The 20946-nt window shown below is 35.3% G+C and carries 17 protein-coding genes and 3 rRNA genes; 4 read left to right on the forward strand and 16 right to left on the reverse strand.

Going from position 1 to position 20946, the window contains the following annotated elements; translation table 11 throughout:
- Nucleotides 1-14: 14 nt before the first annotated feature.
- The 5 genes from tkt to rpsL all read right to left on the reverse strand — a co-directional run bounded on the left by tkt (nucleotide 15) and on the right by rpsL (nucleotide 6419).
- On the reverse strand, nucleotides 15-1961 hold the full coding sequence (tkt, locus tag HF295_RS05175) for a transketolase (RefSeq protein ID WP_312031115.1): 1947 nt from the start codon (nucleotides 1959-1961) through the stop codon (nucleotides 15-17).
- Nucleotides 1962-2111: 150 nt separating this feature from the next.
- Entirely contained in the window at nucleotides 2112-3296 is a 1185-nt protein-coding gene (tuf, locus tag HF295_RS05180; protein ID WP_312031116.1) for an elongation factor Tu, read from the reverse strand.
- 109 nt (nucleotides 3297-3405) lie between these two features.
- The gene (fusA, locus tag HF295_RS05185; RefSeq protein WP_312031117.1) at nucleotides 3406-5475 is read right to left on the reverse strand and encodes an elongation factor G; all 2070 of its coding nucleotides are present in this window, start codon (nucleotides 5473-5475) and stop codon (nucleotides 3406-3408) included.
- Nucleotides 5476-5499: 24 nt separating this feature from the next.
- Nucleotides 5500-5970 carry a 30S ribosomal protein S7 gene (gene rpsG / locus HF295_RS05190; protein ID WP_312031118.1) on the reverse strand — a complete coding sequence of 157 codons (471 nt, stop codon included), beginning with the start codon at nucleotides 5968-5970 and terminating at the stop codon, nucleotides 5500-5502.
- 38 nt (nucleotides 5971-6008) lie between these two features.
- Nucleotides 6009-6419 carry a 30S ribosomal protein S12 gene (rpsL, locus tag HF295_RS05195; RefSeq protein WP_312031119.1) on the reverse strand — a complete coding sequence of 137 codons (411 nt, stop codon included), beginning with the start codon at nucleotides 6417-6419 and terminating at the stop codon, nucleotides 6009-6011.
- Between the two features lie 329 nt (nucleotides 6420-6748).
- Between rpsL and HF295_RS05200 the strand changes: the two genes are divergently transcribed.
- The 4 genes from HF295_RS05200 (at nucleotide 6749) to HF295_RS05215 (ending at nucleotide 12176) form a co-directional block, all read left to right on the forward strand.
- Nucleotides 6749-7144 carry a (deoxy)nucleoside triphosphate pyrophosphohydrolase gene (locus tag HF295_RS05200; RefSeq protein ID WP_312031120.1) on the forward strand — a complete coding sequence of 132 codons (396 nt, stop codon included), beginning with the start codon at nucleotides 6749-6751 and terminating at the stop codon, nucleotides 7142-7144.
- A gap of 5 nt (nucleotides 7145-7149) precedes the next feature.
- On the forward strand, nucleotides 7150-9945 hold the full coding sequence (locus HF295_RS05205; RefSeq protein WP_312031121.1) for a DEAD/DEAH box helicase family protein: 2796 nt from the start codon (nucleotides 7150-7152) through the stop codon (nucleotides 9943-9945).
- A gap of 345 nt (nucleotides 9946-10290) precedes the next feature.
- Nucleotides 10291-11760, forward strand: coding sequence for a catalase (locus tag HF295_RS05210; RefSeq protein WP_312031122.1), 1470 nt, complete (start codon nucleotides 10291-10293; stop codon nucleotides 11758-11760).
- Nucleotides 11757-12176, forward strand: coding sequence for a YbaN family protein (locus tag HF295_RS05215; RefSeq protein WP_312031123.1), 420 nt, complete (start codon nucleotides 11757-11759; stop codon nucleotides 12174-12176). The genes HF295_RS05210 and HF295_RS05215 overlap by 4 nt, the downstream gene beginning before the upstream one ends.
- Nucleotides 12177-12207: 31 nt before the next feature.
- Here HF295_RS05215 and HF295_RS05220 read toward each other — a convergent pair whose 3' ends face one another.
- The 11 genes from HF295_RS05220 to HF295_RS05270 form a co-directional block, all read right to left on the reverse strand.
- Nucleotides 12208-12546, reverse strand: coding sequence for a hypothetical protein (locus HF295_RS05220; RefSeq protein ID WP_312031124.1), 339 nt, complete (start codon nucleotides 12544-12546; stop codon nucleotides 12208-12210).
- 1 nt (nucleotide 12547) lies between these two features.
- Nucleotides 12548-13180 (reverse strand): protein-L-isoaspartate(D-aspartate) O-methyltransferase, encoded by a 633-nt coding sequence (locus HF295_RS05225; RefSeq protein WP_312031125.1) that lies wholly within the window; start codon nucleotides 13178-13180, stop codon nucleotides 12548-12550.
- Nucleotides 13181-13259: 79 nt separating this feature from the next.
- Entirely contained in the window at nucleotides 13260-13721 is a 462-nt protein-coding gene (locus tag HF295_RS05230; protein WP_312031126.1) for a hypothetical protein, read from the reverse strand.
- A gap of 204 nt (nucleotides 13722-13925) precedes the next feature.
- On the reverse strand, nucleotides 13926-14294 hold the full coding sequence (locus tag HF295_RS05235; protein ID WP_312031127.1) for a hypothetical protein: 369 nt from the start codon (nucleotides 14292-14294) through the stop codon (nucleotides 13926-13928).
- 91 nt (nucleotides 14295-14385) lie between these two features.
- The gene (locus HF295_RS05240) at nucleotides 14386-14751 is read right to left on the reverse strand and encodes a hypothetical protein (RefSeq protein ID WP_312031128.1); all 366 of its coding nucleotides are present in this window, start codon (nucleotides 14749-14751) and stop codon (nucleotides 14386-14388) included.
- Nucleotides 14752-14778: 27 nt separating this feature from the next.
- A complete protein-coding gene (locus HF295_RS05245) occupies nucleotides 14779-15162 on the reverse strand; it encodes a hypothetical protein (protein WP_312031129.1) in 384 nt (127 codons plus the stop codon).
- A gap of 27 nt (nucleotides 15163-15189) precedes the next feature.
- The gene (locus HF295_RS05250) at nucleotides 15190-15573 is read right to left on the reverse strand and encodes a hypothetical protein (protein ID WP_312031130.1); all 384 of its coding nucleotides are present in this window, start codon (nucleotides 15571-15573) and stop codon (nucleotides 15190-15192) included.
- Between the two features lie 71 nt (nucleotides 15574-15644).
- Nucleotides 15645-16031, reverse strand: a complete 387-nt coding sequence (locus HF295_RS05255) for a hypothetical protein (protein WP_312031131.1) — start codon at nucleotides 16029-16031, stop codon at nucleotides 15645-15647.
- 110 nt (nucleotides 16032-16141) lie between these two features.
- A 5S ribosomal RNA gene (gene rrf, locus HF295_RS05260) occupies nucleotides 16142-16251 on the reverse strand.
- Between the two features lie 33 nt (nucleotides 16252-16284).
- Nucleotides 16285-19131, reverse strand: a 23S ribosomal RNA gene (locus HF295_RS05265).
- A gap of 247 nt (nucleotides 19132-19378) precedes the next feature.
- Nucleotides 19379-20904: ribosomal RNA gene (locus HF295_RS05270) — 16S ribosomal RNA — on the reverse strand.
- The 16S, 23S and 5S rRNA genes sit together here, the layout of an rRNA operon.
- Nucleotides 20905-20946: the final 42 nt, after the last annotated feature.

Here is a 20946-nt window from a genome sequence, read left to right on the forward strand (position 1 = left end):
CTCCTTGTAATCATTTATTCTTTTAAGTAGTCTTTAACAATTTTATTAACAGTAAAGCCAAAGAAATCAATAACTTCTTCTCCCTTACCGCTTCTTCCAAATTCATCGATACCATAGACCTTATGAGCAAATCTATACCATGACATTGAAGCACCCATTTCTATAGCGATAATATTTTTACATTTTTTTGGTAATACTCTTTCTTGTATTTCTTTAGGCTGTTTTAAGAATAATTCTTGAGATGGCATAGAAACCACCCTTGTTTGTATATTATGCTCTTTGGCTAACTTATCTTGTACCTCTAAAGCTAATTCTAATTCAGATCCAGTAGCTATGAAAATAGCTTCAGCATGTTCATAGTCTTTAACAATATAAGCGCCTGTTTTAAAAGTATCATAATCTACTTTTGTTTTTGTTTGGATATTTTGTCTTGTAAGAGCAATGACAGTAGGTGTTTCTTTTGCTTCTAAAGCAAAACGTAAAGCATGTTCTACTTCATAAGCGTTACCAGGCCTTAATACATTGGTATTTGGCATGGCTCTAAACATGGTTAATTGTTCAATCGGTTCATGGGTTGGCCCATCTTCTCCGACAGCTACTGAATCATGAGTGAAAATATATATAGATGGTATATGCATCAAAGCAGCAATCCTCATGGCTGGTTTCATATAATCAGAGAAAATAAAGAATCCTCCACTAAAAGCTTTTAAATGATGTAAAGTCATCCCATTCACAATGCCAGCCATGGCATGTTCTCTAACACCAAAATTGATGTTTCTTCCTGTTCGGTGATTATAATCAAAATCACCATCAATACCTTTGGCTTTGGTTGAAGATGTTAAGTCTGCAGACCCACCAATCATATGTGGAATATGTTCACTAGCAAGCTGAATTAATTTACCCATAGTTGAGCGAGATGCTTCATTCAATCCAACCTTAGCATATTTAAACACTTCTTTAAAATCAATTGATAACTTGTTATCAATAATATCCTTAAATTGCTTATATAATTCAACATTCTTTTCTTTGACTTTTTCTAGAGTTTTCATCCAAGTCTTATAAGCACTTTGTCCTCTATCAATAAAACTTGTTCTAAATTCTTCATAGGCCTCATCGTAGACTTCAAACATGCCTTTATCATAAGCAAGGGCTTTTTTCATAGCCTCAGTTTCTTTAACCCCAATTGGTTTACCATGAGATTCTGAAGTTCCTGCAGAAGATGCGCCTTCTCCAATGATTGTTTTTATTTCGATGAAAGATGGTTTATCCGATTGTTTAGCCGTTTCTATCGCTTTAGATATAGCATCTAAATCATGATGATCTTCAATCAATTGATAGTCCCAATTCATTGATTTTACTTTTTGTTCAATGTTATCTGATTGAGCCATATCAACCGGTCCATCTAGTTGAATATCATTAGAATCAAACAAGACAATTAATTTATTAAGTTTAAATCTACCTGCAATAGCCATAGATTCTAAGGTGATTCCTTCTTGCATATCACCATCTCCACATAGAGCGTAAGTATAATGATTTACAAGTTGGTATTCTTTGGTATTAAACTTAGCTGCTAAGTAACTTTCTGCCAAGGCATTTCCAACTGCCATTGACATCCCTTGTCCTAAAGGACCTGTTGTAGAATCCACTCCAGGAGTTTCTCTGTATTCAGGATGGCCTGGTGTCATAGAATTTAATTGTCTAAATTCTTTAATTTGACTCATAGGTATATCATAACCAGCCAAATGCAAGGTTGAGTATAAAAGCGCTGACCCATGTCCTGCAGCTAAAAAGAATCGATCCCTGTTAAACCAAAGAGGTTCATTTGGATTAGCAATTAAATGTTTAGTATATAAGGTATAAACTGTGTTGGCAGCACCCAAGACAATTCCTGGATGTCCACTATTGGCTTGATTGATCATATCAAGTCCTAAAAACTTCATTGATTGGATTGTTTTTTCCATGATTTCACTCCTAAATATTATTTAAATATAAACAAAAAATTTCACATATTATTATATCATAGTTCATATATTTAAAAAAGAAAAGACGAAGATAAAACTTAATAAAACATAAAAAAAACACCCTTAAGAAAAGGGTGTTCAATTATAAAATTATTTTAAAATTGTAACAACTGATCCAGCGCCAACTGTACGTCCACCTTCACGAATTGAGAACTTAGTTCCTTGTTCCAATGCGATTGGGTGAATTAATTCTACTTGCATTTCAATGTTATCTCCAGGCATAACCATTTCAACACCTTCAGGAAGTTGAATAACACCTGTGATATCAGTTGTACGGAAATAGAATTGTGGTCTATAGTTAGAGAAGAATGGAGTATGACGTCCACCTTCTTCGTGGCTCAATACATAAACTTGTGCAGTAAATAATGTATGAGGAGTCACTGAACCTGGTTTAGCGATAACTTGTCCACGTTCTACTTGGTCTCTTGAAATACCACGTAATAATAAACCTACGTTATCTCCAGCTTGTGCGTAATCAAGGATTTTACGGAACATTTCAACACCAGTAACAACTGCGTTTAATGTTTCTCTAATACCAATGATTTCGATTTTATCGTTAGTTTTAATTGATCCTCTATCTACTCTACCAGTAACAACAGTACCACGACCAGTAATTGTGAAAACATCTTCAACTGGCATTAAGAATGGTTTGTCAGTTTCTCTTTCTGGTTCAGGAATGTATGAGTCAACAGCAGCCATTAAGTCTAAGATTTTTTGTTCGTTATCTGCGTCGCCTTCTAATGCTTTTAAAGCAGAACCAACGATGATTGGAGTGTCATCTCCTGGGAAGTCATATTCGTCTAATAATTCACGAACTTCCATTTCAACTAATTCAATTAATTCTGGATCATCAACCATGTCAGCTTTGTTTAAGAAAACAACGATTTTTGGAACACCAACTTGGCGTGATAATAAGATATGCTCTCTAGTTTGAGGCATAGTTCCATCTGCAGCAGATACAACTAAGATTGCGCCGTCCATTTGAGCAGCACCTGTAATCATGTTTTTAACATAGTCAGCATGTCCTGGGCAGTCAACATGTGCATAGTGACGAGTTTCAGTTTGATACTCGATATGAGCAGTATTAATAGTTATCCCTCTAGCTCTTTCTTCTGGAGCAGAGTCAATTGAAGCATAATCTCTAACTTCTGAATATCCAGCTCTTGCAAGAACTGTAGTAATTGCAGCAGTTAAAGTAGTTTTACCATGGTCAACGTGACCAATTGTACCAATATTAACATGTGGTTTAGTACGTTCGAATTTAGCTTTAGCCATTTTTATATATCTCCTTTTTCTTAAATTATTTGTTTTTATAATGAATTGACATCATTATTTATTTTATAACATTCTTTAAAATATTGCAATCAATAAATCAATAAGAGGCTTATTCCTCGTTATTTTTCATGATTTGTTCAGAAATATTTTTTGGTACCTTGTCATAATGCGAAAATTGCATTGTATGTGTTGCACGTCCTTGTGTATTTGAACGTAATGACGTTGCGTAACCAAACATTTCTGATAAAGGAACTTTTGCAGAAACTTTTTGTGCGTTTCCTTGCATTTCTTGTCCTTCAATTCTACCACGTCTAGCGGTTAAATCACCGATAACGTTACCAATATAATCATCAGGTGTAACAACATCTACTGACATAATTGGTTCTAAAAGCGCAGGTGCACCTAATTGTTTAACTTGTTTTAAAGCCATTGAAGCAGCAATCTTAAATGCCATTTCTGAAGAGTCAACTTCATGGTATGAACCATCATATAAAGTGGCTTTAATGTCTAATAACGGATATCCCGCTAAAACACCACCAGCAAGTGATTCTTGAATACCTTGATCAACAACTTTAATGTATTCTCTTGGTACAGTACCACCAACAACTTTATCAACGAATTCATAACCTTTACCTGGGTTAGGTTCAAAGATCACTTTAACATGACCATATTGACCACGTCCACCAGATTGTCTAACAAATTTAGCATCGGTATTGGCTGTTTGTGTAATGGTTTCACGGTATGATACTTGTGGGTTACCAACACTAGCTTCTACTTTAAATTCACGTTTCATTCTATCAACAATAATTTCTAAGTGAAGTTCACCCATACCTGAAATAATTGTTTGTCCCGTTTCATGATCAGTATAAGTTCTAAATGTCGGATCTTCTTCTGATAGTTTTTGAAGAGCTACACCCATTTTAGCTTGATCTTTTTGTGTTTTTGGCTCAATCGCTACTGAGATTACAGGCTCAGGGAAGTTCATTGACTCAAGAACAACGTGTGTATTCAAACTACATAAAGTATCTCCTGTAATTGTATCTTTTAGACCAACTGCAGCTGCGATATCTCCAGAATAAACTTGATCAACTTCTTCTCTTGAATTCGCATGAATCTTAAGAATACGTCCAAGTCTTTCTTTCTTATCTTTTGAAGCATTGTAAATGTATGAACCTTTATTTACAACCCCAGAGTATACTCTAAAGAATGTAATACGACCAACGAATGGGTCTGTCATAACCTTAAATGCTAAGGCAACAAATTCTGCTTCATCTGTTTGTGGAACTGCTACTTCATTTTCGTTTTTATCATATCCTTTAATATTCGCAACCTCTGTTGGAGATGGTAAATAATCTAGGACAGCATCTAACATGAATTTAACACCCTTATTTTTAAAGGCCGTTCCACATAATACAGGGAAAAATGTTACTGATAAAGTAGCTTTTCTTAAAGCAGCTTTAACCATTTCAACAGAAATTTCTTCACCTTCTAAGAAAGACATCATTAAGTCTTCATCATAATCTGATAAAGCCTCTAATAATCTTGATCTTCTTGCTTTAGCTTCGTCTAATAAATGCGATGGAATATCTATTTCTACATACTCCTCGTTAATGCCTCCATCAAAATCATAAGCCTTCATCTCAACCAAATCAATAATTCCGCTAAAAGTGTCTTCAGCCCCAATTGGCCATTGAATCGCTTCAGCGTTTTCTCCAAGTCTATCTTGGATAGATTGTACTGCCCCAGCAAAATCTGCCCCAACCTTATCCATTTTGTTTGCAAAAACAATTCTTGGAACTTTATATTCATTTGCCTGACGCCAAACTGTTTCAGTTTGTGGTTCGACTCCGGCTTGAGCATCTAATACCGTTACAGCACCGTCTAATACACGTAGTGACCTTGATACTTCTACTGTAAAGTCCACATGACCTGGGGTATCGATAATATTAATTCTATGATTTTTCCAGAAAGCCGTCGTTGCTGCAGCAGTAATAGTAATTCCGCGTTCTTGTTCTTGTTCCATCCAGTCCATTTGTGAAGCACCATCATGTGTTTCACCCATTTTATGGATTTTACCAGTGTGATATAAAACGCGTTCAGTTGTCGTCGTTTTACCAGCATCAATGTGTGCCATGATACCAATATTACGTGTTTTATCTAAACTATATTCACGTGCCATAACTTGTGTTTCCTTTCCTAAAAATTAAAATCTATAGTGAGCGAAAGCTTTATTAGCTTCAGCCATTCTATGCATATCTTCTTTTTTCTTAACAGATGCGCCTGTATTATTAGCAGCATCCATAATTTCTTTTGCTAATCTTTCTTCCATCGTTCTTTCGTTTCTAGAACGAGAGTATTGTACCAACCATCTAAGACCTAAAGTTGTTCTTCTATCAGCTCTAACTTCACTAGGTACTTGATAATTTTGTCCACCAATTCTACGACTTCTAACTTCTAAGACAGGCATGATATTATTTAAAGCTTCATTGAATACTTCAATAGGATCTTTACCAGTTGCTTCTTGTACACGGTTAAAAGCATTATATAAAATTGACTGAGCTGTTGTTTTTTTACCACCAATCATGATGTTATTAATAAGTTTAGTTACCAATTTAGAGTTGTAAATTGGATCCGCTAAAACATCTCTCTTCGCAATTTTTCCTTTACGAGGCATGATGCAATTCCTCCTTTCAAATTCTTCTTAAAATTAAATTATTTAGGTCTTTTAGCTCCGTATTTAGAACGACCTTGTCTTCTTTTGTCTACTGCGGTTGTATCTAATGTACCACGGATAACGTGATATCTAACACCAGGTAAGTCTTTAACACGACCTCCTCTAATCAATACAACACTGTGTTCTTGTAAAGAGTGTCCAATACCAGGTATATAAGCATTAACCTCTCCACCATTTGATAAACGTACACGAGCATATTTTCTCAAAGCTGAGTTAGGTTTTTTAGGTGTCATAGTCGCAACCCTAACACATACACCACGTTTTTGAGGGCTAGATTGATCGGTATAAACCTTCTTCAAACTATTAAACCCAATGTTTAACTGTGGAGATTTAGATTTCTTTGTTTTGTTAGTACGTCCTTTTTTAATTAACTGATTAATAGTAGGCATTCACTTTCCTCCTTCCTACCACACACCCGGGAGGTGCGCTTTTGTCATTTTTATAAGGTTGCAGGGCAACCTATATTTTTAACTATATATTAAAGCGTTATTATTATACACCACACATCTAGGCGTGTCAAGCATTTCTAAACGCTATTTTAATAACCTATAATATTATACATGAATGCAAAGAAAAATCAAGGAAAAAATCCTTGATTTTAAGAAAAAATTAATTAATTTTTGACCAAATATTAATAATTAAAAGATAATATAAAAAATCCTAAAATATCACTTACTTAAGAGTGTAAATATGATAAAATAAATGCAGGTGATAAATTATGAAACATTATGAAGTAGTCGCGGCAGTATTCACTGACGAGCAAGATAGAATATACTGTGCAAGAAGAAAAAATGACGGTGAGCTCGCTTCAAAATGGGAATTCCCAGGCGGGAAAATCGAAGCTGGCGAAACCAGTGAAGAAGCGTTAATAAGAGAAATCAAAGAAGAGCTATCTGCAGATATTGAAGTTTTAGACTATATAACAACTGTCAATCATCAATATACTTCTTTTAAATTAACCATGCATGCATATTATACGAAAATAAAAAAAGGAAATTTAGTCCTTAGTGAGCATACTGGTGAGAAATGGTTAAAAAGAAAAGACTTAATGACTCTTGATTGGGCTCCAGCAGATATACCTATTGTTGAAATTTTAATGAAAAATATGGGGTAAACACTATGTTAAAAAGAATTGAAATTGAAAAGGCTCTATTCAATAAAAAAATAGAGTCTTTTGTTTATAATCCTAATCTTGTTGTGAATAGAAACACTAAGAACATCAAAGACAGGATCATTCGTTTGCTTGAAGAAGCTGACAGAGTAGATATTGCGGTTAGTTATTCTGTTTGGTCCGGCTTGCAATTAATCTATGAAAAACTAAAAAAATTCAGTTCTGATAGCCGATTTATATTGACCATTGAAGGATTTGTGACTGATCCAATATCTCTAAGGAAGCTAAACGAGCTTGATATGCAAGTGAAAGTCTATTCTCCGACAGACAAGGGAAAAGGATTCCATCTAAAAACCTATTTTTTTGAGAAAAACGATGAAAGAAAAATTTTAGTAGGTAGTGCAAACATATCATCTAGAGCTTTTGGATTAGTCCATGAAATGGCAATTGAAGTTGAAGCTAATAAAGATGGATATATAGTTGAAGAATACAAAACAACTTTTGAAGACCTTTGGAATGATAATTTCTCAGATATATTAGATGACACTTATGTCAAAGGTTATGAGGAAATCTATAAGGATTATAAAAAATCACAACAATTCATTTATAATCTTTCTTTACAAAGCCAATTAATTAAACCAAACCATATGCAAAAAGAAGCACTTGATAGGCTTGATGAAGAAAGAGAATCAAAAAAAGGGTTGGTAATTGCTGCTACAGGAACTGGTAAAACCTATCTCTCTGCTTTTGATGTTAAGCGTTTCAATGCAAAAAAAGTACTATTTTTAGTACATAATAGACTCATACTTACTTCTGCTATTGATACTTACAATCGCTTATTTGGTGATGATAAGACTCTAGAACTTACTTCAGATAATATAAGTGAAATAAATCATTACCCAATTATTTTCACCACTGATAAGACCGCTAAAGCACATCTATATAATAAAATTAGTGAAGATTACTTTGATTACATCATTTATGATGAGGCACACAAAATAGGAGAAAGCACACAATATTCAAAACTAATAGAGTACTTCAAGCCAAAATATACACTTGGTATAACAGCAACACCTGAAAGAACAAAAAATCCAGAATATCTATTTGAAACATTCGAGTATCATGTTCCCTATGAGATTAGACTTTTAGATGCTATGAATTATGAACTTGTATGTCCTTTCACTTATTTCGGTTTAAACATTCCAGAAAGATTATTAGATTCAAACGAAAGATTCCATATAGACGAATTAACTATTTATATGAAAAATCTTATAAATACAAAAGGGCACTATGGTGAAAAGTTAAAAGCCATTGTTTTTTGTAGAGATAAAAAAGAAGCTATTGATGTTAATGATGGTCTTAACAAATTGGGATTTAAATCAATTGTTGCTATTAGTGGCGCAAATGAATTATCTAGAGATGACGTTGAGGAAGGGATTGTAAGTTTATCTTCTAACGAAAAAGGGACAATCGAGCTTATTTGTGTCGTTAATAAATTCAATGAAGGTATTGATATTCCGGAAATTAATACGATTTTCATGTTAAGAAACACATCATCATCAATTATCTACACCCAACAATTAGGTAGAGGGTTAAGAAGGACCTTTGATGAACATAAATTTGTTACAGTCTTTGATCTCATCGGTAATTCAAAAAATGATTACTCAATTGCTCAGGTGTTAACTGGAAATCAAACCGCAGATAAAAGAGAATTATACAAACACGCAAATAATGGCTTCGTAACGGTTTCACCTTTTATCAATGTAGATATAGAGAAAGAAGCTATGGATAAGATTATCAAATCTATATCCAATAACTTCAAAGTTAAGACCGAGTTAAGAATAAAATTTGAAACAGAACTACATCGATATGAGTACATACCTACACTTAAAGAAATGTATATGGATCCGAATTTTTCTGATTTAGAACTATTACAATTACTCTATAAAGATTTCTATACACCATTTAGTAATTACTATAATAAGAAATATGGTATTGACCAAAACAATTTTTTCCTTAAGAACTTTTTTAGACTTATCACTCAATTTGTGCTTAGAGGTTATTCTAAAGAAATACTTAAAGATTATATAAACATATTAAAAGGTAATCAAGTCAATAATGATTTGCTAAAACGAATTCTTCTATTCAATGAGATTGATAACGGAATAGCAACATCTATATATTCTTCATACTATAAAAAAGGCAATAATTATATAAAAGTCTTTCAAAAGCATGGTTTATTTATCTCATTAAATAAAGATGTTAAAAATAAATTAGTAGAATTTCATGCCTTAAAACTCTTTGAAGAACACATCGAGCTCTTTGAAGAAATCCAAAAACAAGATAGTTATCATATGTCACCATTTGATTTAATAGATAAAGCTGAATATTTGTTTCACACAAATAGTAATAACTGTTACTTAAATGCAGTCGGAGAATATGTCGATAATGACCAAAAAAAGGTCTATTGCCCAATAACTATATCAAAAGTACGTAAAAATTACTCTAATCAAATATTGGATAACAATACCTTGATATATTGCACTCAAAAAAAGCCAACACTTGAAAAAAGTGTTCGAAAGGATAATGAACTCACAAATGGTAATTATAAATTTCATATATGTGCACGATTCCCTCACTTAGGATATGAAAGTACATCATACTTTAATTTAGGTGAAATTGAATTCCTATCCAAATCAAACACAATAAAACATCCTGATGGCGGATACTATCACGAACTTACATTCAGAATAAAAGATCCTATTCCTAGAGAATTGCTTCAATACAAAGAAATAGATTATTAACAATATACTTAATCAGATAAATAAAAAAGTTAGCAGTCATATAAAAGAATATGTGATTTGCTAACTTTTTAAATTTGGATATTTTTAAAATTATTCTGTTTATTAAGCAAACCATAGTATTTTTGAGAAGATTATGTGTAATGGTGCATTTCTTGATTTATCTCAAACAAGATAATAATTAAATTCAATCCGAGAAATTAAAGGTAATTTTCATAAAATATGTAATAATTACAAGATATTTATAATAATCATCTTCATATTTCTTTAGATTTACTAAGGTCTATTTACTATAAAATATATATAACTTATAATGAAGGTGATTTTAAATAAAAAAAGGAGGGCAATATGTCAAAAAAAGAAGATAAGAAAAAACTAACCAACTATGTAGGTGCACCAGTTTATGATAACGAAAATTCAATGACTACTGGTCCAAGAGGACCTATGCTATTACAAGATGTATGGTATTTAGAAAAACTTGCTCATTTTGATCGAGAAGTCATTCCTGAAAGAAGAATGCATGCTAAAGGCTCTGGAGCCTTTGGTACATTTACAGTCACCCATGATATTACAAAATATACAAAAGCTAAAATATTTTCAGAAATAGGAAAGAAAACTGATATGTTTGTTCGTTTTTCAACAGTCGCTGGTGAAAGAGGCGCAGCTGATGCTGAAAGAGATATTCGCGGATTTGCGATGAAGTTTTACACAGAAGACGGAAATTGGGATTTAGTAGGTAACAATACCCCAGTGTTTTTCATCAGAGATCCACTACGTTTTCCTGATTTAAACAGGGCTGTGAAAAGAGATCCAAAAACCAATTTAAGAAGCGCTAAAAATAACTGGGACTTCTGGACTCTTTTACCAGAATCATTACACCAAGTCACCATCACTATGAGTGATCGTGGTATTTCTAGATCTTACAGACATATGAATGGTTATGGCTCTCATACCTATTCAATGATTAATGAAAACAATGAAAGAATTTGGGTTAAATTCCATTTAAAAACCAACCAGGGAATTAAAAACTATACAGACCAAGAAGCTGAGGAACTTGTAGGAAAAGATAGAGAAAGTCATCAAAACGACTTATTCTATGCCATTGAAAATAAAGATTTTCCTAAATGGACTATGTATATCCAAGTCATGACTGAAGAACAAGCAAAAAAACATCCTTACAATCCTTTTGATTTAACTAAAGTATGGTATAAAGATGAATTCCCATTAATAGAAGTTGGTTATTTTGAATTAAACAAAAACCCAGAAAATTACTTTAGAGATGTTGAACAAGCAGCTTTTAATCCCGCAAATATTGTTCCTGGTATTGGACACTCACCAGATAAAATGCTTCAAGGACGTTTATTCTCATATGGTGATGCTCAAAGATACCGATTAGGTGTTAACCATAATATGATTCCTGTAAACGCACCTAAAAACAAAATGAACTCTTACCATCGTGATGGACTCATGCGTGTCGATGATAATGGAGGAGGTAAAACCCATTATTGGCCAAACAGTGATGGAGAATGGGAAGACAATAAAAATTTAAAAGAACCACCATTAAAACTTAATGGGGATGCATACAATTATGATTTTAGAGAAGATGATGATGACTACTTTACTCAACCAGGAAAACTCTTCAGATTAATGCCTAAAGATGAACAAGAGAGACTTTTCTCCAACACTGCTAGACATATGGGTGATATTCCTAAAGATATCAAAATACGGCATATAGTCCATTGTTATAAAGCTGACCCAGATTATGGAAAAGGCATAGCTGAGGCATTAAATATTCCTTTATCAGAAGCAGGATTATGAGAAAAAACATAAAAAAATATTTATTTATCTTTCTTGGTTCAATTTCATTAGGCCTTGGAAGTATAGGTATCATACTCCCCCTACTTCCAACCACACCCTTTTTACTCTTAGCAGCTTACTTTTATTTAAGAAGTTCTAAAAAATTATATGTTTGGTTACTAAATCATAGGATATTTGGCATTTATATTTATTCATACATTAATTTCCATGCCATTGATTTAAAAACAAAGATTAGTGCCTTATCTCTTTTATGGTTAAGTTTAACTATATCTATTGTTCTTGTTAATAAATTACTTGTTACACTCATATTATTAATCATAGGTCTATCGGTAAGCCTTCATATTTTATCTTTGAAAACCATGTCAAGAGATCAAATGATTAAAGAAAAAAATGTTAAACAAATTTGTTCTTCATGAAAATAAAAAATAAAGCTTTTCTCAAAAAGCTTTATTTTTTATTCCATGCGTTATTTAATTTATTTAAAACCTCTTCTTCAGCATATACAATCCAAAAATCATAGATTTGATTGTCTTTAACTTCAGGATGGTTTTCTAGATATAAATTTATATCTTCAACAAATTCAAATTGATATACATAACCTATAACTTGATCATCTTTTATAATGTTGTATCTAAATTGAACAGATAAATCACAATAAGAAGTATCTTGTTTTTCAAGAACATAACCTTGATCTTCAACGACCTTTAAAAATGATTGTTTTGTACAAGCTAAAAATATAAAGATCATTAAAGAAAAAATTAGAGTCATTTTAATCATTTTTTTCATGTTAACCTTCTTTCACCATAGGAACAAATCTTACACCATCAAGTTGAATCTTTTTTATGTTTTGATTTGATTTTTCTATCATCAATAAATTTTGAAAGACATGATCACCAAGGGGTATTATTAGTTTTCCTGGGTCATTTAACTGATTTATTAGAGATGTAGGTACTTCTTTAGGTGCACAAGATACTATTATTTTATCATAAGGACTATAATCTATTAATCCTTCATAACCGTTACCTAAATGAAAGAAGATATTATCATAGGATAATTCTTTTAATATATATTTAGCTTGTTTATGTATATACTCATTAATTTCAATGGTATAAACATGCTTAGATAGTTCAGCCAAAATAGCGGTTTGATATCCTGATCCCGTTCCTATTTCCAATACCCTGTCTGTCTTCTTAATGTTAAGCTTATCAATCATATAAGCTATGATATATGGTTGAGATATGGTTTGATTAAAACCTATAGACAAGGGATAGTCTCCATAAGCAAAAGATTGATCAAATTTAGATACAAATAAGTGCCTTTTTACCTTTAAGAAAGCATTGAGGATTCTTTCATCAACAATACCTCTCATCTTTATTTGATGATCAACCATATCTTTTCTTAAAATCATATAATCATTCATAGGTATCCCACCTCTATGATACCACTAATAATTTAATATTTAAATAAAACAGGTGTTTGAATTTCAAACACCTGTTTTATTATTGACCTTGAAAAGCATTAATGACTTCAGTCCACTTATCTAATGGATAAACTAAATAATAATCATAAATTAAATCACTGCCTTTAAATCCATCATCAATATCACCTAAAGTACCAAACATCGATAGGACAAATTCCTCAGCTTTAGTTTGTGTCTCGAAATCAATAATAACAGCCTTGGCAATGCCATTAGAATCATAAACAACATATACTTTGACAGCTCCATATGCTTGCCATTGTTCTAATGAATAATCGGCTTGAGTTGAGTTTTTTTCATCAATAAAATTATCTTCTTCAACCAAGGTATATCCTGCATCAAAAAATCTTTCTTGAACGACTTGAAAAGAACTTAAGGTAATATCCTCGGTTGAATATTGAGGACTTTCAGTTGGGTCTTGAGAACAAGATATCAATACAAACATCAACCCTAAGATAGATAAGCTCATTAATAATTTTTTCATTGTTTCCCTTTTAACTTTCAAATTAATATATTTATACTATTAATATATATTTTATCTTAAAATCTTATTTTGACAATATCCTTTCATGTATTTATATAAATAATCTTATTCTTTTCAAAAATATAATCAATACAATAGGAAAAATGTTATTCATTAAAGAAAAAACTCTAAAATAGGCAATTAACCTTTTTTAGAGTTTGTTATTTATTCACCTTTAAATATTAATCTCAACTCTTCAGTAGAAGATTGAATATATAAGTTCTTGTATACATATTGTTCATAATCTTCTTCTTTAGCATTGATGTCATCAAAAACATTTTTCAAAGCTCTTTCACTAGAAAACTCATAAATTAATCCTACATACTCATCTTCAGGGTCATAGACCATGTAAAGGTTTTTGAATTTCATATCTTCATCCATATTTGGAAAATATTTTTCAAGATCTTCTTCGCTCAACTTTTCCATACTATAACCTTCACTCTCAAGCCTTTCTTGAACAGTATCTAAACCACTACACGAGACTAAGGTAAAAGTTATTATTAAAATAATAAAAAATAATCCTAACTTTTTCATAATAAAATGCTCCTATACTTTTCAGATATTTTTTATTATACATGACAAATCACTTTTTGTATAGAAAATATGAACCTATCAATAACTAATCTTATTCACCTTTAATAATACTCATGACCTCTTCAGATAAAGTTATAACAAACAAATTTTTATGAATCAATTCTTCATAATCCTCTATTGATTCTCCTTCTTCTTCAATAATATCTTCAAGAACGCCAGCACTTTTAAATTCAAATATGGTTGCGACCCATATATCATTATCATTATATACATGATAGATGGCTTTTATTGATTCCTCTTCACCTTGAAACTCATCGACATCATCTTCATCAACTTCTTCAAGACGATATCCTTCATCTTCCAATCTATTTTCAGCTGATCCCATAGCACTACATCCGACTAATATAAAAGAAAAAGCTAAAAACATAAATCCAAATAATGCTTTTCTTAATTTCATCATATATCCTCCCTATTTTATATTTACTTAATCAATGATATCAATTAAGTATTGAACATCTTCGTCTGGCAATCCAAGTGCTGTAAAATATAGGTTTTTATAGAATAGTCCAGCAGCTTCTTCTCTACTTAATTCTATTTTTTCTAAGTATTCATCAATAGAATCTTCATCAATAAATTCAATCATGAGTGCAACTTGTAAATCATCAGAATCTTTAATTTCATAGACACTTTCGATATATTCTAGCAATTTAACTTGTATTAGACTATTGATTTCCTCATCAGACATTTCAACCACAGTGTAACCCTCTTTTTCTAACTTTGAAATGGCTGAATCAACGGTTGAACAAGCAACCACAGTAAATAAGAGTACAAACCCAATCATTAATTTTAATACTTTTCTTAATTTCATCATATATCCTCCCTATTTTATATTTACTTAATCAATGATATCAATTAAGTATTGAACATCTTCGGCTGGCCCTTCAAGTGCTGCAAAATATAGGTTTTTATAGAATAGTCCAGCAGCTTCTTCTCTACTTATTTCTATTTTTTCTAAGTATTCATCAATAGAATCTTCATCATTATATACAAGCATAATAGAAACTTGTAAATCATCAGAATCTTTAATTTCATAGACACTTTCGATATATTCTAACAATTCATCATGTATTAGATTATTGATTTCCTCATCAGACATTTCAACCACAGTGTAACCCTCTTTTTCTAGCTTTGAAATGGCTGAATCAACGGTTGAACAAGCAACCAAAGTAATTAAGAATACAAACCCAATCATTAATTTTAATACTTTTTTCAATTTCATCCTTATATTTCTTCTCCCTTATAATATTTATAATAACTAAAAACGTAAAATAACTTTTTATAGTTAATATTCTATCTATTCAAAAATTCATTAGGATCATGTCCAAAGAATATTAAAGTAAGTACTGCATAATCACCGACTTCGGAAAACATCAATAACTCCTTATTTCGTAAAGTTCCTGGAAATTCACCACCCGCATCTTCTATAAATTTATCCAAAGCACCTGAACTACTAAATTCATATAATCTTGCGACCAATAAATCTTTTGAATCATAGACACCATAAATATTTTCTAAAGCTTCAGTAGCATTAAAATCATCATTATAATCATCATTAATGATTTTAACTTCATATCCGTATTTATTAAAGTCTTTTTCGACTTGGTTCATGGTTGAACATGCTAATAAGGAAAATAACAAGAATAAAATTGAAATAAAAAATAATAATTTTTTTCTCACTTTTTCCCCCTATTTTTGTTCATTATACATGATTTCAAATTTAATTTCTACAAAATATAAAAAAAATCCTGATTTTTCAATCAGGATTAATTAGCTAACTTAGAAAGATAGCCTGGCAACGACCTAGTCTTGCGCAAGATGCACTACATTCGGCGCTGAAACGCTTAACTACTGTGTTCGGGATGGGAACAGGTGTGTCCGTTTCGCTAAAGTCACCAGACCTTCTTTCAAAACTGAATAAATTGTATTATGCAAAGTTAAGTCCTCGATCTATTAGTACTAGTCAGCTAAACATATCACTATGCGTACACCTCTAGCCTATCAACCTCATCATCTATAAGGGATCTTACTTTTCAAAAAATGGGAAATCTCATCTTGAGGAGGGCTTCACGCTTAGATGCTTTCAGCGTTTATCCCATCCACACATAGCTACCCAGCGATGCTCTTGGCAGAACAACTGGTACACCAGCGGTGTGTCCATCCCGGTCCTCTCGTACTAAGGACAGCTCCTCTCAAATTTCCAACGCCCGCGACGGATAGGGACCGAACTGTCTCACGACGTTCTGAACCCAGCTCGCGTACCGCTTTAATGGGCGAACAGCCCAACCCTTGGGACCGACTTCAGCCCCAGGATGCGATGAGCCGACATCGAGGTGCCAAACCTCCCCGTCGATGTGAACTCTTGGGGGAGATAAGCCTGTTATCCCCAGGGTAGCTTTTATCCGTTGAGCGATGGCCCTTCCATGCGGAACCACCGGATCACTAAGCCCGACTTTCGTCCCTGCTCGACTTGTAGGTCTCGCAGTCAAGCTCCCTTCTGCCTTTACACTCTACGAATGATTTCCAACCATTCTGAGGGAACCTTTGGGCGCCTCCGTTACATTTTAGGAGGCGACCGCCCCAGTCAAACTGCCCGACTGACACTGTCCCCCAGATTACACATCTGCAGGTTAGATATCCAATAACCAAAGGGTGGTATTCCAACGGCGACTCCATCGAAACTAGCGTCCCGACTTCTTCGTCTCCCACCTATCCTCTACATTGGTTACCGAATATCAATATCAACCTGCAGTAAAGCTCCATGGGGTCTTTCCGTCCTGTCGCGGGTAACCAGCATCTTCACTGGTACTACAATTTCACCGAGTCTCTCGTTGAGACAGTGCCCAAATCGTTACGCCTTTCGTGCGGGTCAGAACTTACCTGACAAGGAATTTCGCTACCTTAGGACCGTTATAGTTACGGCCGCCGTTTACTGGGGCTTCAATTCGTACCTTCGCTAATGCTAAGCACTCCTCTTAACCTTCCAGCACCGGGCAGGCGTCAGCCCCTATACGTCATCTTTCGATTTAGCAGAGACCTGTGTTTTTGATAAACAGTCGCTTGGGCCTATTCACTGCGGCTGACCAAATGGTCAGCACCCCTTCTCCCGAAGTTACGGGGTTATTTTGCCGAGTTCCTTAACGAGAGTTCGCTCGCTCACCTTAGGATGCTCTCCTCGACTACCTGTGTCGGTTTGCGGTACGGGTACTTATTGAATTAGCGATAGAAACTTTTCTTGGAAGCATAGATTCATCTGACTTGCGTCATCAGTGATCAGGATATCTGTGCGGCGGATTTGCCTACCACACTCCCTCTCAGCCTTAAACCAACATCCTCTCGCTGGCTCAGATTATCTTTCTCCGTCATTCCTTCTCTCCAATAAGTAGTACAGGAATCTCAACCTGTTGTCCATCGCCTACACCTTTCGGTCTCGGCTTAGGTCCCGACTAACCCTGGGAGGACGAGCCTTCCCCAGGAAACCTTAGTCATACGGTGGACGGGATTCTCACCCGTCTTTCGCTACTCATACCGGCATTCTCACTTCTAAGCGCTCCACCACTCCTCACGGTATAGCTTCGATGCATTTAGAACGCTCACCTACCAACCCACACTTTATGTGCGTGTTCCGCAGTTTCGGTATTATGCTTAGCCCCGGTACATTTTCGGCGCAGGGTCACTCGACTAGTGAGCTATTACGCACTCTTTAAATGATGGCTGCTTCTGAGCCAACATCCTAGTTGTCTAAGCAACCCCACATCCTTTTCCACTTAACTGAAACTTTGGGACCTTAGCTGGTGGTCTGGGCTGTTTCCCTTTCAACTACGGATCTTATCACCCACAGTCTAACTGCCAAGCATATATATCGGTATTCAGAGTTTGATTGCATTCAGTACCACGAGATGTGGCCATTATACATTCAGTGCTTTACCCCCGATACACTCTATCTTGACGCTAGCCCTAAAGCTATTTCGGTGAGAACCAGCTATCTCCGTGCTCGATTGGAATTTCTCCCCTAGACACAGGTCATCCGGGCCCTTTTCAACGGACTACGGTTCGGTCCTCCATTGCGGGTTAACGCAACTTCAACCTGCCCATACCTAGCTCGCACGGTTTCGGGTCTATAACATCATACTCTCGCTCTTTTCAAACTCGCTTTCGCTGCGGCTCCGATCCTTCAATCTTAACCTTGCATGATATCATAACTCGCCGGTTCATTCTACAAAAGGCACGCCATCACCCTTTAACGGGCTCTGACTTGTTGTAAGCATATGGTTTCAAGTTCTCTTTCACTCCCTTCCCAGGGTGCTTTTCACCTTTCCCTCACGGTACTGGTTCACTATCGGTCACTAGGTAGTATTTAGCCTTCGGAGATGGTCCTCCGTTCTTCCGACAAGATTCCACGTGTCTCGCCGTACTCTTCTCTATCCCAAGTCCACACTATTTCGTCTACAGGAGTTTCACCTTCTTTGCTTCGCTTTTCCAATACACTTCGACTATAATATGGTTTTTTAACTCATTAGATAGATGGGCTGTTTCCCTTTCGCTCGCCGCTACTCAGAAAATCGCTTTTGCTTTCTTTTCCTGCAGGTACTAAGATGTTTCAGTTCTCTGCGTTCCCTCACTCTTACGAGTGTGACAGTCTTCTACTGCCGGGTTCCCCCATTCGGATATCGACGGATCTCTGCTTACTTACAACTCCCCGTCGCTTTTCGTAGTTCGTCACGTCCTTCTTCGGCTCCTAGTGCCAAGGCATTCACCTTATGCTCTTATTTCCTTAACTTTGCTACAATTTATTCACTTTTCAAAGATCTTTCTAAGAATTTTTTTTTAAAAAAATTCCGCGTCGCAAGGACTTTTTTTAAAGTCCGATAGACATTTTTTTATGAACTTTCTTTAGAAAGTTCTCTTTCTATGAACTTCATTTATTGAAGTTCTCTTTCTATGAACTTTCTTTAGAAAGTTCTCTTTCAAGAAACATAGTCCCTGAAAACCAAACATATACGATACTCAAAACGCTTTCTCCCTAGAAAGGAGGTGATCCATCCCCACGTTCCCGTAGGGATACCTTGTTACGACTTAACCCCAATCATCTGTCCCACCTTCGACGGCTCCCCTAAAGGCCACCGGCTTCGGGTGTTACAAACTCTCGTGGTTTGACGGGCGGTGTGTACAAAACCCGGGAACGTATTCACCGCGATCTGCTGACTCGCGATTACTAGCGATTCCAACTTCATGGAGTCGAGTTGCAGACTCCAATCCGAACTGAGACTAATTTTATGAGTTTCGCTCCATCTCGCGACTTCGCTGCTCTTTGTTCTTAGCCATTGTAGTACGTTTGTAGCCCAGGTCATAAAGGGCATGATGATTTGACGTCATCCCCACCTTCCTCCAGCTTGTCGCTGGCAGTCTCGCTAGAGTCCTTAACTTAATATTAGCAACTAGCAATAAGGGTTGCGCTCGTTATGGGACTTAACCCAACACCTCACGGCACGAGCTGACGACAACCATGCACCACCTGTATCCATTGTCCCCGAAGGGAAAAGTGTATCTCTACACCGGTCAATGGTATGTCAAGACCTGGTAAGGTTCTTCGTGTATCCTCGAATTAAACAACATACTCCACCGCTTGTGCGGGTTCCCGTCAATTCCTTTGAGTTTCAGTCTTGCGACCGTACTACCCAGGCGGAGAACTTATTGCGTTAACTTCAGCACCGAGTGTTACCCCGACACTTAGTTCTCATCGTTTACGGCGTGGACTACCAGGGTATCTAATCCTGTTTGCTACCCACGCTTTCGTGCCTCAGCGTCAGTTCCGGCCCAGTAAGCTGCCTTCGCCATCGGTGTTCCTCCAAATATCTACGCATTCCACCGCTACACTTGGAATTCCACTTACCTCTACCGTACTCAAGATTGCCAGTTTCATTCGCCTTACTCAGTTGGGCTGAGATCTTTTACAAATGACTTAACATTCCGCCTACGCACGCTTTACGCCCAATAATTCCGGATAACGCTTGCCCCCTATGTATTACCGCGGCTGCTGGCACATAGTTAGCCGGGGCTTCCTCATTCGGTACCGTCAATACTAAATCATTTCCTATTTAGCACTTTCTTTCCAAATAACAGAACTTTACAATCCGAAGACCTTCTTCGTTCACGCGGCATTGCTCGGTCAGACTTTCGTCCATTGCCGAAAATTCCCTACTGCTGCCTCCCGTAGGAGTCTGGGCCGTGTCTCAGTCCCAGTGTGGCTGTTCAGCCTCTCAGCCCAGCTACGCATCGTTGCCTTGGTAGGCCATTACCCCACCAACTAGCTAATGCGACGCAGTCCCATCCAAAAGCATAGCCCGAAAGCTACCTTTAAAACTATCAACTTCTGTCAATAGCTCCTATCCAATATTAGCCGACGTTTCCATCGGTTATCCTCGTCTAATGGGTTGGTTACCTACGTGTTACTCACCCGTTCGCCACTCACTAGTAAACTAGTGCGTTCGACTTGCATGTATTAGGCATGCCGCCAGCGTTCATCCTGAGCCAGGATCAAACTCTCCATATTTTATTATATAAATTGTTTATTTAGCTCATTATTTTTTTACTC

This window comes from Hujiaoplasma nucleasis (genome assembly GCF_013745115.1).
GTDB classification, from domain to species: domain Bacteria; phylum Bacillota_I; class Bacilli_A; order Izemoplasmatales; family Hujiaoplasmataceae; genus Hujiaoplasma; species Hujiaoplasma nucleasis.

Coding starts and splice junctions, on each gene's coding strand:
- tkt (WP_312031115.1), bottom strand. CDS start 1,961: ATGGAAAAAACAATCCAATCAATGAAGTTTTTAGGACTTGATATGATC.
- tuf (WP_312031116.1), bottom strand. CDS start 3,296: ATGGCTAAAGCTAAATTCGAACGTACTAAACCACATGTTAATATTGGT.
- fusA (WP_312031117.1), bottom strand. CDS start 5,475: ATGGCACGTGAATATAGTTTAGATAAAACACGTAATATTGGTATCATG.
- rpsG (WP_312031118.1), bottom strand. CDS start 5,970: ATGCCTCGTAAAGGAAAAATTGCGAAGAGAGATGTTTTAGCGGATCCA.
- rpsL (WP_312031119.1), bottom strand. CDS start 6,419: ATGCCTACTATTAATCAGTTAATTAAAAAAGGACGTACTAACAAAACA.
- HF295_RS05200 (WP_312031120.1), top strand. CDS start 6,749: ATGAAACATTATGAAGTAGTCGCGGCAGTATTCACTGACGAGCAAGAT.
- HF295_RS05205 (WP_312031121.1), top strand. CDS start 7,150: ATGTTAAAAAGAATTGAAATTGAAAAGGCTCTATTCAATAAAAAAATA.
- HF295_RS05210 (WP_312031122.1), top strand. CDS start 10,291: ATGTCAAAAAAAGAAGATAAGAAAAAACTAACCAACTATGTAGGTGCA.
- HF295_RS05215 (WP_312031123.1), top strand. CDS start 11,757: ATGAGAAAAAACATAAAAAAATATTTATTTATCTTTCTTGGTTCAATT.
- HF295_RS05220 (WP_312031124.1), bottom strand. CDS start 12,546: ATGAAAAAAATGATTAAAATGACTCTAATTTTTTCTTTAATGATCTTT.
- HF295_RS05225 (WP_312031125.1), bottom strand. CDS start 13,180: ATGAATGATTATATGATTTTAAGAAAAGATATGGTTGATCATCAAATA.
- HF295_RS05230 (WP_312031126.1), bottom strand. CDS start 13,721: ATGAAAAAATTATTAATGAGCTTATCTATCTTAGGGTTGATGTTTGTA.
- HF295_RS05235 (WP_312031127.1), bottom strand. CDS start 14,294: ATGAAAAAGTTAGGATTATTTTTTATTATTTTAATAATAACTTTTACC.
- HF295_RS05240 (WP_312031128.1), bottom strand. CDS start 14,751: ATGAAATTAAGAAAAGCATTATTTGGATTTATGTTTTTAGCTTTTTCT.
- HF295_RS05245 (WP_312031129.1), bottom strand. CDS start 15,162: ATGAAATTAAGAAAAGTATTAAAATTAATGATTGGGTTTGTACTCTTA.
- HF295_RS05250 (WP_312031130.1), bottom strand. CDS start 15,573: ATGAAATTGAAAAAAGTATTAAAATTAATGATTGGGTTTGTATTCTTA.